Source organism: Mesorhizobium sp. M0698, from assembly GCF_040320455.1.
Lineage (GTDB): Bacteria > Pseudomonadota > Alphaproteobacteria > Rhizobiales > Rhizobiaceae > Mesorhizobium.
Genome location: NZ_JAMYPQ010000011.1, coordinates 147,981 through 162,375, shown reverse-complemented (window position 1 = coordinate 162,375; position 14,395 = coordinate 147,981). Strand labels below are relative to the sequence as shown.

Genomic DNA, 14,395 nt, shown 5'->3' with positions numbered 1-14,395 from the left:
GGCAACTTATGCCGCGATCTGTTGTCGTTTGAACACAGTCGCGGGAAATGCCGCATGATCACGAAGATTCGACTGCGCCTCACGCTTGAGGCGCTTCCGGCTAATCGATTATACGTTGCACGCGGCATTCTCGGCGTCCTTGGGGGGCGCCGGGCGACGCCGTGGGCAACAAGCATTGAACGATCGGATCTTCCCCATGCAGCTTCGCAGCTTCATTTTTGCCGGCCTTTGTGCCGTGCTCAGCCTAGGTGCGCCCGCTTACGCGGCCATGCCGACGGCAAACTCGGCCCACAAAGCCGCAACAACAACCGACGTCGTCAAGGTCGCTGCCAAAAGCGATGCAGCGCAATTGAAGCTTCTCAAGAAGAAGAAAGATCCGACGCCGGACGACCTTGCGCAGATCCGCAAGATCGAAGCCAAGATCGCAGCCGACAAGGAAGCCGCTCGCGCCAAGGCACTCGAAGCCAGGAAGCTGGCGATGCGCGAGGCGGCGAAAACCAAAGCCGATGCGGAACGGCAGGCGTTCCTTGCCAAGAAGAGCCAGCCGCTCGCAACGGCCAAGGTGGCTGACGCCACGCCGGCCAAGAAGAAGACCGTCAACATCATCGAACCGATTACGCCCATTGCGCCGATCCAGTCGGCCGAGCCGATCCCGGCCGAGGCCATGAACGTTGCGCTGACCGGCAACAATGGCGAGTTGCGCAGCGAACCGGTCGGGCAGAAGCCGCAGAGCGTCGGGCTGTTCGCGGGACTGTTCGGCGGCACATCCTCTTCGTCGATGTCGCTGCTTCCGGAAACACGCGCGCTCGACGCCGCGCTCGAAAGGAAGCAGGCCAAGCGGCAGTTCAAGGTCAAGGCGGAATTCGTGCCGCAGGAGGTCGAATTCACCGGCTACAACCCCGGCACCATCGTCATCGATACCAGCGCCCGTCGTCTCTACCTCGTCGAATCATCGTCAACCGCCCGCCGTTATGCCATCGCGGTCGGCCGGGAAGGCCTGCAGTTCAAGGGTACGGTTGCCGTCGGCGACAAGCAGGAATGGCCGCGCTGGATTCCGACGCTGGACATGCAAAAGCGCGAACCCAAGCACTATGGCCAGTACAAGGACGGCATGCCCGGCGGCGGCGACAATCCGCTCGGTGCGCGCGCCATCTATCTTTACGACGGCAAGAAAGATACCCACCTGCGCATTCACGGCACCATCGCGCCGCAGTCGATCGGAACCAGCGCCTCCAATGGCTGCTTCCGCATGATCAACGAGCACGTCATGGACCTTTACCGCCGGGTGAAAGTAGGCACCAAAGTCGTCATCATCTGACGCTTTGACAGATCGTGCCAAAAGGGCCGGCCTCGCCGGCCCTTTTGTTTTGATACGCCAACGACCAGAGCGCCTTCTTGGGAAAAAGCCTTCGCGGCGGTTTTTTCTCTGGCGGAATCAATTCGGCCGCGTTAAGCGATGACTCCCATGGCGCGATATGTATTCATCACAGGCGGCGTGGTTTCCTCACTTGGAAAAGGCATTGCTGCAGCGGCCCTTGGGGCTCTCTTGCAGGCGCGGGGCTATCGCGCACGCATCAAAAAGCTCGATCCCTATCTCAATGTCGATCCCGGCACGATGTCGCCCTATCAGCACGGCGAAGTCTTCGTGACCGATGACGGGGCCGAGACCGATCTCGATCTTGGCCATTATGAGCGCTTCACCGGCCGCTCGGCCAACCAGCAAGACAACATCACCACCGGCCGGATCTATAAGAACATCATCGAGCGCGAGCGGCGCGGCGACTATCTCGGCGCTACCGTGCAGGTCATTCCGCACGTCACCGACGAGATCAAGAATTTCGTCCTCAACGGCAATGACGACTACGATTTCGTGCTGTGCGAGATCGGCGGCACCGTCGGCGACATCGAAGCGATGCCGTTCCTGGAGGCGATCCGCCAGCTCGGCAACGACCTGCCGCGCAACAACGCCGTCTACGTCCACCTGACCTTGATGCCTTACATTCCGACGGCAGGCGAACTGAAGACCAAGCCGACGCAGCATTCGGTCAAGGAGTTGCGCGGCATCGGCATTGCACCCGACATACTGCTGGTCCGCGCTGACCGGCCGATCCCCAAGGAAGAGCGCAGAAAGCTGTCGCTGTTCTGCAATGTCCGCGAAAGCGCCGTCATCCAGGCGCTCGACGTCCCGCATATCTACGACGTGCCGATGGCCTATCACAATGAAGGGCTGGATTCGGAAGTGCTGGCGGCCTTCGGCATCGATCCGGCGCCGAAGCCGCGCATGGAACGGTGGCAAGCGGTGTCCAACCGCATCCACAATCCGGAAGGCGAAGTGACCATTGCCGTCGTCGGCAAATATACCGGCCTCAAGGACGCCTACAAATCGCTGATCGAGGCGCTGTCGCATGGCGGCCTCGCCAACCGGGTCAAGGTCAAGCTCGACTGGATCGAAAGCGAGATATTCGAGAAGGAAGACCCGGCGCCGTGGCTGGAGAAGGTCCATGGCATTCTCGTCCCCGGCGGTTTTGGCGAGCGCGGCTCGGAGGGCAAGATCCTGGCGGCGAAGTTCGCGCGCGAGCGCAAGGTGCCGTATTTCGGCATCTGCTTCGGCATGCAGATGGCCTGCATCGAGGCGGCGCGTTCGCTGGCCGGCGTCGAGCGCGCATCATCGACCGAGTTCGGTCCAACCGAGGAGCCGGTCGTCGGCTTGATGACCGAATGGCTGAAGGGCAACATGCTGGAAAAGCGCAGGGAAACCGGCGACCTTGGTGGTACCATGCGGCTCGGTGCCTACCAGGCCGACCTCGCCAAGGGATCGAAGATCGCCGAGATCTATGGCGATACCCAGATTTCCGAACGCCATCGCCACCGCTACGAGGTCAATGTCGACTACAAGGAGCGGCTCGAGGATTGCGGCCTGGTGTTTGCCGGCATGTCGCCGGACGGCGTGCTGCCGGAAACGGTCGAATATCCCGACCACCCCTGGTTCATCGGCGTGCAGTACCATCCCGAGTTGAAAAGCCGGCCGCTCGATCCGCACCCGCTGTTTGCCAGCTTCATCGAGGCGGCGGTAGAGCAGTCGCGGCTGGTCTAGACTAGCCGCCCATGCAAACTTACGTCGCGCTGCTCTACAGCATTGTCCTGGGCGAGGGGCGGCGGGTCGTCATGTCCGATCTGAAGGCGATGGCCGAAGGCCTGGGTCTGAATAACCCGCGCACGCTGGTAGCGACCGGCAATCTGGTCTTCGAGGCGCAAGAAACAGAACTTGCGGCATTGGAGCAGCGGCTGGAGGCGGCGTTCGCAAACACTTTCGGCCGCCACGTCGACATCATCGTGCGCCGCGCCGACGGCTGGCTAAGGCTGGCGGCCGGCAATCCGTTCCCAGCTGAATCGGCTGAGACCGCGGACCAGGTGGCGGTGCGCGTGATGCGAGCGCCCGTTCCCGCCGAGACCGCGGTGGCGCTTGAGGCATATGCCGGCAAGGACGAGAAGCTGCGGATTGTCGGCGGCGACATCTGGATCGTCTTTTCCCGCGAGATGCCGAGTTCGCGGCTGCTTGCGGCGGTGAGCCACAAACGTCTCGGCATCGGCACCTCGCGCAACTGGAACACAGTGCGCCGCCTGGCCAAGATGGTCGCAGAATAAACGGGGCGGCTCGCGCCGCCCCGAGTCTGTTCAGGCCTTGGCTATCCTGGCTCCGGCACCGAGTGCCATCGTGCGCAGCACGTAGTAGATGACACCGGCAATTGCCACGCCGAAGAACCAGCCATAGACGCCCCACCATGACGGCAGCAAGCTGGTGAAGTTGGGCAGGATCGAGGAGAAGACCGCGCCGATACCGGCGGCGATGAAGGCATTGACATGCCAGCCGCCCTGAAAGCGGAATTCGCCATGCTCCCTGTAGAGCGCCTCGACGTCGACCTCGCCCTTCCGGATCAGGTAATAGTCGACCATCATCACGCCGAAGATAGGCCCCATCGTCGCGCCAATGATGTTGACGAAGGAGGCGGCACTGCCTTCCCAGGGCGCGAATGGATAGAGCACCAGCGCGATCAGCGCCGCGATGTAGCCGCCCTTCTTGAAGTCGATCTGGCGCGGAAAGACATTGGAGAAGTCGAAGGCCGGCGACACGAAGTTCGCCACCACATTGATGCCGAGCGTCGCCACGGCAAAGGTCAGGGCTGCGAGCGCCGCCAGGAACCAGCTGTCGAATTTCGCCGAGATCTGGTCGGGATGCAGCAGCACCTCGCCATAGACGTCGAAGGCGGCGATCGTGGTAACGCCGGCGACCAGCGAGAACAGGATAAGATTGACCGGCAGGCCCCAGATGTTGCCCTTGCGCAGCGATGCCTTGTCCGGGGCGTAGCGCGCGAAATCGCAGAAGTTGAGATAGAGCGCGGAGAAATAGGTCACCCAGATTGCGGCCACCGCAAACAGCGAGGTCCAGGAGCCCGGCGTGCCTGGCACGCCCACGTCCTTTGTCTTTTCGAGCAGCACATCCATAGGGATATCGCTGGTGAAGGCGAAGGTGCCTGCCTTGATGCAGAGATAGATCGCCAGGATCAGCATCATCACCCACACCGCCGGTCCGGCCCAATCCTGGAAGCGGCGCACCGTTTCCATGCCCCTCTGGATGATCAGGAGCTGCAGCGCCCAGATGACGGCGAAGCAGATCACCTCCAGCCCGGAGTGGCCGAGGAAATGGGTGCTCTGGTTGAAGTCGGCGAACCATTGCGAGCGGATCAGCAGGGCTACGATCGCCCCGGAGGCCGCCGCCGTCTGCGCGCCGTACCAGAAGCAGGCGACGATGGCGCGCACCAGCGCCGGTATGTTGGCGCCCCAGATGCCGAAGGAGGCACGCGCCACGACAGGGTAGGGCACCCCGGTCTTCACGCCGGCATAGCCGACCATGTTCATTAACGCATAGATGATCAGCGAGCCGATACCGATGGCGATGATGAAGTTGAGGAAGCCGCCGCAGAACAGGAACAGGCTGGCAGCGAGATAGTAGCCCCATAGGCTGTGGACGTCCGACGTCCAGACGTTGAAGATCGAGAACGGTCCCCAGTTTCGAACCTTCGCCGGTGCGAGATCCTCATTGTACAGGTCCGGTGATGCGCCTTGTATGGTCATTGCTATGTCCTCCCCTTGCGCCTCCACGCATGGCACGCAGGTTAAGCCTGACGCAGGGGAACCGGCAAGCAGACGATTTGCCGGCTTTGGCCTTAAAGTCATTCAATGAGAAACGCGCTTATCGGCGTGGCGTCGTTGAGCTTCTAGCGCCGGCGATTCGTGGGGTGACACCGATCGCTCGACCTAAGCTCCCGAGTCCACCTTGTGCGTGATCAGGGCGGCAAGCTTTTTGGGCGCTTGTGCGCGATAACTCTCATCGAGCCATGACTTCAGTTGTCCGATCGGTGGCAGTTCGTCCGGTGCTGGTTCGAATGTCACCCATCCGCTCTTGCCAAGGCCGTACTCCGTCGGCCACGCATAGTGGAGCTTTCTCGCCTCGTCGCCGCTGTAGGGGAGTTTGAGGGAGATGCTGAACGGTTCGCCTTCCAGGCTCAAATAAGCAAAGGTCTTGCCTTTCACCGCGAGATCGTCGTGACCAGGCCACGGACTCTTTGTCTCGGCGCCTGGATAGGTGAGGCCGAAGGCGCGCAGTTCCTTGAGAACAGCATCGGTCGAAGCACGCGATTTCCTACTCATCAACTCTCCTCCATCGCTGTCAGCGGCTTACGGTCCGGCTTCGAGAAAAGCCCGGGCAAAACCGGGCTGCACGGCTTCTATCGTTCCATCGGGCAACTTCAAAAGCCGGTCGATTGCGATGCCGTAGAGCCGCAATCGGCCCTCGAGCAGCCGCGCTGCTTCGTCGATATTACCCTGTTCGGCCTGTAGCAGGGCGCGGTGCATCACGTCCCGAAAGGTCAGCCGGAGTTGCAGGAACATCTCGGCAAAAGCTTCCGGGTCGGGCACGTCGAGAATGCCTTCCTCGCTTCCCTTCCTGAGCAGATTTGTGATTATCGGCTCGGCCAGTTCCCTGGCCGCCTGGTCGACCCGATGGAAGAGGGCAAGGTTCTCGGGCCGGAACACGACGAAGAACGTTTTTCGCAATTGCGGGGCAAGCTCGATGTTCAGCCGTCGCGAGCCGGCAAAGAGTGCATTGAGCCGGCCAATCCCATCGAGTGACGGGTCGTCGAGGAGAGGTTGCAGCTCGGCAAGGCTGTCACGTGCGAGACGTCTGGCGAGCGCCTCCAGTAGGGCCTCCTTCGACGCGAAATAGTGATAGAACGCACCCTTCGACAAGCCGGCCTCGCGGATGATGTCGTTCACCGTCGTGTTGTCGTAGCCATGCTCGAAGAAAAGCCGCTGGGCACAGTCGAGGAGCTCGGCGGATCGTATCTCCGGCGGCTTTATCACTCGGGGCAAAATCGACCTCACAAAGTACAGGGGGCAAGAGAAGCACGAACCGTTTCTTTATGCAACTTTTATAGACCGACGGTCGGTCTAATGCTATGTCTGCCACCGCTCCGACGTTCGCATTCGATGGTGGAAGGAGAGCTTCTTGCGACGGATACGTTGGACTGTCGGCATCGTTCTTGTCGCGGCGACTGCTGCTTTCGGCACTTGGTATGTGTTGCAGCCGGCCAAGGTTTCGGTCGTGACGCCACAACGCGGCGACGCGGCGGAAATTGTCTATGCGAGCGGCTCCGTCGAGCCGCGAACCTGGGCCAAGGTGGCTCCCGTGGTTCGCGAGCGGATCGTCGAGCAATGCAATTGCGAGGGGTCGCGAGTTAGGCAGGGCGACGTACTCGCCAGGCTTGACGACAGCGAGGCCCGGGCTGTGCTTGGCGAGATCGAAGCGCGTCAATCACTTGCCCAGGAAGAGCTCCGGAGGCTGACCGTGCTTGCCGAAAGGCGTGCGGCAAGCCAGCAGGCGCTCGATCGCGCGCAGAGCGAGCTTGGCCAGATCGAAGCGCTGGTTGCCGGACAGAAAGCGCGGCTCGACACCTACGTCTTACGAGCGCCGAGCGCCGGTATCGTGCTCAGGCAGGACGGCGAGGTGGGTGAGATCGCCGAACTCGGCGCCGTGTTGTTCTGGGTCGGCGAGCCGAAGCCGCTGCTGGTGGTCGCCGAGGTCAACGAGGAGGACATTCCAAGGGTCGAGATCGGCCAGCGCGCGCTGCTTAAATCCGATGCGTTCCCTCGGCAGAATCTGGAAACGGTGGTCGACAGCATCACGCCCAAGGGCGATCCGGTGACGAAGACCTACCGCGTTCGTTTCCGGCTGCCGGACGACACGCCACTTCGGATCGGCATGTCGACCGACGTGAACATCGTCATCCGAGTCTCGAAAAGCGCGCTGCTGATCCCGTCCGTCGCAATCGAAGGGAACAATATATTCGTAGTCGAAGGCGGCAAGGCCCGGCGCCGTGAAATCCGCACGGGCATTCGTGGCACCAATGGCGTCGAGGTACGGTCAGGCATCGACGAGAAGGCCAGCATCGTCTCGCCCTATCCCGCTGACCTCGGCGACGGTGCGCGCGTGAGCATCGCCGCCGCGCAGGAGAGATAGGCAACGATGGCGCTGATCGTCGACATTGCCGTAACGCATATCGCCGGCCGCGGCCGCCAGACGCTGGTCGCCATAGTCGGCGTCGCGGTGGGTGTCGGCTTCTCAATTGCGATGGCGGCGCTGATGCAGGGCGGGCAGGACGATTTCGTCAGGCAGCTCGTCGACACGATGCCGCATGTCGACATCACCGACGAGCAGCGCACCGCCCGCCGGCAGCCGGCCGAGGACTACTTCGAGACCGCCGCCATCTCGGGGCTCCGGCCACGCGACGATCGGCGCGGCATCATCAACCCGACCGCCGCGACCTCCTGGCTGGAGAGCTGGATTCCCGGCCGGTTCGCAGCAAGCCTCAAGACGCAGGGCGTGATCCGCTATTCCAGCCGCGAAGTGGGCGCAGCTATCATCGGGGTCGATCCGCAGCGCGAGACCAGCGTTTCACCGATCGTCGGAGAGTTCGTCGAAGGCAGGTTTTCGGCACTTGCCGCGGGCGGCAACAACGTGCTCATCGGCGACACGATGGCGAACCGGCTCGGCGCCGGGTTCGGCGACACGATAACGGCGGTTTCCTCCGAAGGGCTCACGCGCAACTTCAAGATCGCTGGCCTGTTCCACACCGGCACCACCGCGCGCGACGAAGGTGAGGCCTATGTGCTTCTGAAGAACGCGCAAATCCTCTCCGCGCGTCCGAATGCCATCAACGAGATCCGCATCAAGCTCGACGACCCCAACCGCGCTCCCGCGGTGGCGCATCGAGCCGAGGCCGAACTGGGCTACAAGGCCGTGGCGTGGCAGGAGGCGAATGAATCGATCCTCGAAGCGCTCGTCGTGCGCAACGTCATCATGTACACCGTCGTCGGCGCGATCATGCTGGTTGCTGGCTTCGGCATCTACAACATCATCTCCACCATCACGCACGAGAAGGCGCGCGACATCGCCATCATGAAGTCGCTCGGCTTCCCGGAGTCCGACATGCGCCGGCTCTTTTTGCTGGAAGGCGTGGCGATCGGCGCTGCCGGCTCTGTGCTCGGCGGGGTGCTTGGCTTCTCCATGACCTATGCACTGTCGCTGGTGCGTTTCGAGATCGCCGCGACTGGCCAGGAGATGACCCGGCTGCCGATCGCCTGGAGCCTGACCCACTATATCATCGCCTCGGCCTTCGCACTGGGCTCGGCGGCAGTGGCCGGCTACCTGCCGGCGCGCCGTGCGGCGCGCCTGAACCCCGTCGAGATTATCCGAGGCGCGACATGAGCGCACTCATCGAGACCGAGAGACTGACCCGCATCTTGCCAGAGACGGTCCCCGTTACGCTGGTCAAGGACATCACGCTCACGATCAACGACAACGAATTCGTCGCCGTGACCGGTCCCTCCGGCTCCGGTAAGTCCTCGCTGCTGTATCTGCTTGGGTTGCTCGACCGGCCGACAGGCGGGACCTTGAGGATAGGCGGACGCGACACCGAGCCGATGAATGAAAGGGAGCGCGCGCGGACCAGGCTTTCGATGCTGGGCTTTGTTTTCCAGTTTCACTTTCTGCTGCCGGAGTTCACGGCGCGCGAAAATGTCGAAATCCCGATGCGCAAGCTCGGCCGGCTGACGCGGCCCGACATGCGTGAGCGGGCCGGGGAGCTGCTTTCATCTCTTGGGCTCGGCGAGCATCTCGACAAGCGGCCTGACCAGCTCTCCGGCGGCCAGCGTCAGCGCGTCGCGGTGGCACGTTCGCTCGCCAACGACCCGCCGCTTATCCTCGCCGATGAGCCGACGGGGAGCCTCGACAGCAAGAGCTCCGAGCAGGTCTTCACGATCCTGGAGAATCTGGTGCGCGAGCGCGGCAAGACCGTCGTGGCGGTTACGCACGATCTCGACATGGCGGCGCGCATGGATCGCCGCATTCACATCGTGGACGGCAAGATCGAATAAGGCGTGTTGATATTCAGATGATCAAGAGACCGGCAAGGCCTCGAAATTGGCCTCGAGCCAGGCTATTGCGCCGGTCACGTCGTCGAGGACATAGGTTGCGGCCGTCGGTCCGTCCGGCTTCACGCGGATGGAGATGCCGCCAATTTTATTGATCGCCTCGAAACCGTGTTCGTCCGATGTATCGTCTCCGAGGAATATCGGCCGCCGGCCGACAAAGGGCGGAATGTCCATGAAACGCCGGATGGCAGCACCTTTGACGGCTTCCAAAGGCATGAGCTCGACGCCGGCGTTTCCCGGAAGCACCCGATAACCCTTCGGAAGCCGGGCCAATGCCTGTTCGACGAGCTGGATTGCGGGTGCAAGCAGTTGCGGTGCTGCTCTTGTATGAACGGCAAGGACCGGCCCCTTGCGCTCGACATAGACCTTGCCGCTGCCCAGTTCGGCTTCGATCTCGTCCGCAAGGGCGGCGATGTCGGCCGGCGCGTCGGCGGCATCGATCGGACCGCTCGGCGTCAGCCGGTGCTCCAGCCCATACAGTCCGGCGATCCGCAGCTTCAGCGGATGGAACAGCTTGTCCACGGCGGGAATCGATCGGCCGGTGATGAAGGCGACCGCACCATCCAGCCGCCGCTCGATGCGTTCGAGCAGATTGCGCAATTCCTCGCCGACGAACACCGCGTCGGGATGGGCAGCGTGTTCCAGCAGGGTTCCGTCGATGTCGAGGAAGAGCGCCCATTGCCCTTCCGACAGGTTCAACGCCGGCGGTTGTTCAAAGCTTTTCACGACGCTGCCTTCCGAGCCCGCTCGAACATCGAGATGACGTTGTTGGTGTTCGATGGCGGGCGCTCGCCGGTCCCGGTCACCCTGTCGAGATCGCCGCGTTTGCGCAGGCGCGCGGCGTCCAGCAGCATACTGCCGGCCCAGCGGTAGACATTGTTGTCGCGGACCATCTCGCGCATCGGCCGCAAACGTTCGCGCTGCTCTTCCGGCGTCATCGTCAGCGCCTGCAACAGCGCCTCGCTCATCATGGCCGCATCGTAGGGGTTGACGATCAGCGCTTCCAGCAGTTCGCGCGAGGCACCGGCGAAGGTGCTGAGCAAAAGCACGCCTTGTTCGTCGTCGCGCGCTGCGACGAATTCCTTGGCGACAAGGTTCATGCCGTCATGCAGACTGGTGACCATACAGATGTCGGCGGCGCGATAGACCTCGTAGACCTGCTCCTGCCGATGATGTTCGGCGACCATCAGGATAGGGCTGTATGTCTCGCTGCCATAGCGCCGGTTGAGCTCCTCGGCACAGCGGCGGCATTCGTCGTGGAGTTGCTGGTAGGCGGGCAATGTCCCCCGGCTCGGCGCGGCGATCTGCAGGAAAACCACCTTGCCTATCCATTCGGGATATCTCGTGAACAATTCGTCCAAGGCATGGAAGCGATCGAGAATGCCTTTCGTGTAGTCGAGGCGCTCGACGCCAACGCATAGTTTGGTATCCGCAGACAGGCCGAATCTGTCGCGCACGCTGGCGCGGCACTCCTCCACAGACGGCAGTTTTGCCAGCAATTGGGCCGGCCATTCTATGGAAATGGGATAGGCGTGGACCAATGTGGTCTGCCCACCATAGGAGATTGCCGCGTCTGCCCGTTCGATCCGGCTCTCCAGAAAGCGGTCGACACTTTCGGTGAAGTTGTTGGCATGGAATTGGGTATGAAAGCCGATGATCGAACTGCCGAGCAGTCCTTCCAGGATCCGCTCACGCCACGGACAGATGCTGAACACTTCCGAATTGGGCCAAGGGATGTGCCAGAAGGTAATGACTATCGCGTCCGGCAGGCGCTGGCGAATCATGCGTGGCAGCAGCGCAAAATGGTAGTCCTGCACCAGCACGATCGGCCGTTCGTTGCGGGCTTCGGCAACCACCGTATCGGCGAATTTGCGGTTGACGGCCTCGTAGGCGTCCCAGTCCGAGGCGCGAAACACGGGGCGGGTGAAGGCGATATGGCAAAGCGGCCATAGGCCCTCATTAGCGAAGCCCAGATAATAACCCTGATATTCCTCCTCCGTCAGCCAGACCCTGCGCAGCGTGTAGGACGGATTGCCTGGCGGTACCTGCACCCGGTCGTCCTTGTCGACGGTGAGGCGGTCTGCCGTGCCGCCGCCATAGGCGATCCAGGTGCCGGCACAGGCGCGGGTGATGGGCTCGAGTGCCGAAACCAGGCCGCTGGCCGGCACCAAAAGTTGGACCCCGTCATCCTTGATGTTGTGGATGTAGGGTTCGCGGTTGGACACCACGATAACCTGTGCGTCCGGCAGGTCGTCGGCCAGGATCTTGCGCAAAGTGTCGGGCGACCATGTGACCAGTGCCGCATCGGCCGACTGGCCGTTCTTTTCGAACTCGCGCAGCACCTTGCGTGCCGCTTCCGACGCGACATCCTCGCTCGGCGTGTATGCGGCCGCCGTTGCGCGGCCGCGACGCTGGCGGGATATCGACAGGAGAATGGCAAAAGCGGAAAAGCCAAAACTTGCAATCAGCAAAACCCAGAGCAGGTTTACAGTATAATCTGACATGGAATGTGATCTCGCCTCCGGCCGGCCGATAGCCGTTTTTTTATTTGTTTTCTGGTTCGCCGCCGTATAACAACGGCAGCGTTCCCGCGCCGCCCATTTTTGCAACGCACAAAGAGGCTATCGGTTCCGGACGATTGCAATGCCGCGCGTCATTTTCGACGCGCCGCAGTGCGGCGGCATCAAGTGCGCACGATGAGCGGCACCATCCCCTCATACCGATCGGCGAGAAAGGCGACGACCCGGTCGCCGACACGCTGGAATGTGAGGTCGACCACTGTCGAGCCGACACCTAGATGCCGCAATGTCAGCGTGTCGATGCCGATCGGCAGCCTTGGGCGGGTGACCCGGATTTCGCTGTTCCAGCCGTCGATTTCGAGCCCAAGGCAGGCCTGCATCAGCATGAAGGCCGATCCCGCCGACCAGGCCTGCGGCAGGCACGCGACGGGATAGGCGATGGGCGCTTCGCCCGGCGACCGGGTAAAGCCGCAGAACAGTTCCGGCAGCCGCATGTTGAAATGGACAGCCGATTCGAACGTGCCGCTCATCAGCCTGACCACGCTGTCGCGCACGCCATAACGTGCCAGGCCGGCACCGCACATGGCGGTGTCGTGCGGCCAGATCGAACCATTGTGGTAGGACATCGGATTGAAGAATATCGCATCGTCGGCCAGCGTCCTCACTCCCCAACCAGAGTGGAACGACGCAGAGAGCAGCTGATCGGCGACCATCTGCGCCCGTTCCGGCTCGGGCAGCCCGACAAAGAGAAGATGGCCGGCATTCGACGTCCGTACCTTGCAGAGCTCGCCTGCACCATCGATCGCCAGTGCATAGAAATTGAGATCGTCCATCCAGAAATGGCGTTCCACCGCGGCGCGCATGGTTTCGGCGCGTTCCTCCCAATGATCGGCCTTGTCGTCCTCGCCGCGGCGGCGGGCGAGCGCCGCCAGCCCACGGAACGCGGCAAAGACGTAGCCTTGCACCTCGACCAGGGCGATCGGCCCCTTGGGCATGCGGCCATCGGCATGGAAGACGGAATCGAAACTGTCCTTCCAGCCCTGGTTGGCAAGGCCGGTCTCGGCGCCGCGCTGGTAGGTAACGAAGCCGGTCGCGCGGCTTGTCTCCTCCGTCCATTCGGCCGCTGCACAGAGCGATGGCCACAGGCTGTCGACGAACGCCATGTCGCCGGTACGATCCGCATAGGCGCAAGCGAGATGAATGTAGAGCGGCGTGGTATCGACGCCGCCGTAATAGCGGCCGAACGGGAGCTCCCGCAGTGCCGCCATCTCGCCCTTGCGGGTCTCGTGCATGATCTTGCCCGGCTGCGAATCGCTGAACGGCGACGTTTCGGTCGCCTGATGCTGGGCGAGAAAGGCGAGTACGCCGCGCGCCAGCCCAGGATTCAACCACAGCATCTGCAGTGCGGAAATCACCCCGTCACGGCCAAATGCCGTCGAGAACCAGGGTATGCCGGCATAAGGGTAAGGTCCGGTTGAAAGCTCGGTGGTCAGCAACGCCACGTCCGCGCGCGCGCGTTCGATCCAGTCGTTGAAGACGCGGCCGGAGCTGTGCACCGTCGCGCCGTGGCGGCGTTTGGCGCGCATGCCGAAGCGAGCGCGGGCGGCAGCAGCCCGAAAACGGTCGCGGTCGGGTGTCTCCGCCACTTCCGGGCCGACCTCGATATAGAGGACCTCGCTGCTGCGCTTCGTCACCGCAACCAGGAAATCCGCGCGGCTGGCGGTCAAATTGTCCGGCGCCTGCGAGAACGAGATCGCCGACAGGCGCACGAGCTGGTCCAGCCCGTCATATCGAAGCACCACGGATGTCGGACTGGTCTCGGCGGCGTGGGCTATTCCGCGCTTGAGCCGGGTCGAACCGCGCACCTCGAACATGTCGCGGAAATCTGCTGCGAAATGCAAGGAAACCCGAATGGCCGACGATTCCTGGCTGTAGTTGGAAAGGGTGATGCGCTCGAACAGCCGGTCCTGCCAAAGCAGCCTGACGCGTTCTATGTGGATCGCGCCCTGCGGAATGTCGCGACCACCGACACTCTGGATCGGCAGATTGGTCAGGTTCGAGGTGAAAAGCACATTGTCCTGGCTGAGCGAGGCGCCGAGCAACGACATTTGCCGGCCACCGACCGTCAGCCGGAATTCCGAAAGCACACGCGTGTCGTCTCGGAAAAAGCCATCGCCGGCGCCGCGGATGTCGCCATAGGCGTCGGCCACCGCGAAGCAGTCGGCTTGCTTGAGGGCGAACAGCCGGTGCGGCTCCCGGGGCGCAACCTCGTCGAGGGAGGCAAGGGCTACGGCGGGATCAAGCTTACGCTCGTCGAGTTGATTCAT

The 14,395-nt window shown here is 62.5% G+C and carries 12 protein-coding genes; 6 read left to right on the top strand and 6 right to left on the bottom strand.

The genetic code is table 11. The annotated features are described in order from the left end of the window. Nucleotides 1–196 precede the first annotated feature (196 nt). The 3 genes from NKI16_RS21805 to NKI16_RS21795 all read left to right on the top strand — a co-directional run bounded on the left by NKI16_RS21805 (nt 197) and on the right by NKI16_RS21795 (nt 3,645). Nucleotides 197–1,318 (top strand): L,D-transpeptidase family protein, encoded by a 1,122-nt coding sequence (locus tag NKI16_RS21805; protein WP_352621810.1) that lies wholly within the window; start codon nt 197–199, stop codon nt 1,316–1,318. Nucleotides 1,319–1,465: 147 nt separating this feature from the next. Continuing rightward, on the top strand, nt 1,466–3,094 hold the full coding sequence (gene pyrG / locus NKI16_RS21800; RefSeq protein WP_023674960.1) for a CTP synthase: 1,629 nt from the start codon (nt 1,466–1,468) through the stop codon (nt 3,092–3,094). Nucleotides 3,095–3,105: 11 nt separating this feature from the next. After that, a complete protein-coding gene (locus tag NKI16_RS21795; RefSeq protein WP_352621808.1) occupies nt 3,106–3,645 on the top strand; it encodes a DUF1697 domain-containing protein in 540 nt (179 codons plus the stop codon). 30 nt (nt 3,646–3,675) lie between these two features. On the opposite strand, the gene NKI16_RS21790 is transcribed toward NKI16_RS21795, so the two are convergent. From NKI16_RS21790 to NKI16_RS21780, 3 genes are all read right to left on the bottom strand, one after another. Continuing rightward, nucleotides 3,676–5,133 carry an NCS1 family nucleobase:cation symporter-1 gene (locus NKI16_RS21790; RefSeq protein ID WP_352621807.1) on the bottom strand — a complete coding sequence of 486 codons (1,458 nt, stop codon included), beginning with the start codon at nt 5,131–5,133 and terminating at the stop codon, nt 3,676–3,678. Nucleotides 5,134–5,316: 183 nt separating this feature from the next. Further along, complete coding sequence (locus NKI16_RS21785) at nt 5,317–5,709, bottom strand: MmcQ/YjbR family DNA-binding protein (RefSeq protein WP_352621805.1); 393 nt, start codon at nt 5,707–5,709, stop codon at nt 5,317–5,319. Nucleotides 5,710–5,736: 27 nt separating this feature from the next. Next, nucleotides 5,737–6,429, bottom strand: a complete 693-nt coding sequence (locus tag NKI16_RS21780; RefSeq protein WP_352621803.1) for a TetR/AcrR family transcriptional regulator — start codon at nt 6,427–6,429, stop codon at nt 5,737–5,739. Between the two features lie 136 nt (nt 6,430–6,565). Between NKI16_RS21780 and NKI16_RS21775 the strand changes: the two genes are divergently transcribed. The 3 genes from NKI16_RS21775 to NKI16_RS21765 are packed head-to-tail and all read left to right on the top strand — an operon-like array spanning nt 6,566 to nt 9,492. After that, nucleotides 6,566–7,576 (top strand): efflux RND transporter periplasmic adaptor subunit, encoded by a 1,011-nt coding sequence (locus tag NKI16_RS21775; RefSeq protein ID WP_502897612.1) that lies wholly within the window; start codon nt 6,566–6,568, stop codon nt 7,574–7,576. A 6-nt stretch (nt 7,577–7,582) separates the two neighbouring features. Next, on the top strand, nt 7,583–8,824 hold the full coding sequence (locus tag NKI16_RS21770) for an ABC transporter permease (protein ID WP_352621801.1): 1,242 nt from the start codon (nt 7,583–7,585) through the stop codon (nt 8,822–8,824). After that, nucleotides 8,821–9,492: an ABC transporter ATP-binding protein gene (locus tag NKI16_RS21765; protein ID WP_352568678.1), complete on the top strand. Its 672-nt coding sequence runs from the start codon at nt 8,821–8,823 to the stop codon at nt 9,490–9,492. The genes NKI16_RS21770 and NKI16_RS21765 overlap by 4 nt, the downstream gene beginning before the upstream one ends. A gap of 21 nt (nt 9,493–9,513) precedes the next feature. On the opposite strand, the gene otsB is transcribed toward NKI16_RS21765, so the two are convergent. The 3 genes from otsB to NKI16_RS21750 form a co-directional block, all read right to left on the bottom strand. Beyond that, entirely contained in the window at nt 9,514–10,275 is a 762-nt protein-coding gene (gene otsB / locus NKI16_RS21760; RefSeq protein ID WP_352568677.1) for a trehalose-phosphatase, read from the bottom strand. Then, nucleotides 10,272–12,053: an alpha,alpha-trehalose-phosphate synthase (UDP-forming) gene (locus NKI16_RS21755; protein ID WP_023674969.1), complete on the bottom strand. Its 1,782-nt coding sequence runs from the start codon at nt 12,051–12,053 to the stop codon at nt 10,272–10,274. The genes otsB and NKI16_RS21755 overlap by 4 nt, the downstream gene beginning before the upstream one ends. A gap of 179 nt (nt 12,054–12,232) precedes the next feature. Then, on the bottom strand, nt 12,233–14,395 hold the full coding sequence (locus NKI16_RS21750; protein WP_023674970.1) for an amylo-alpha-1,6-glucosidase: 2,163 nt from the start codon (nt 14,393–14,395) through the stop codon (nt 12,233–12,235).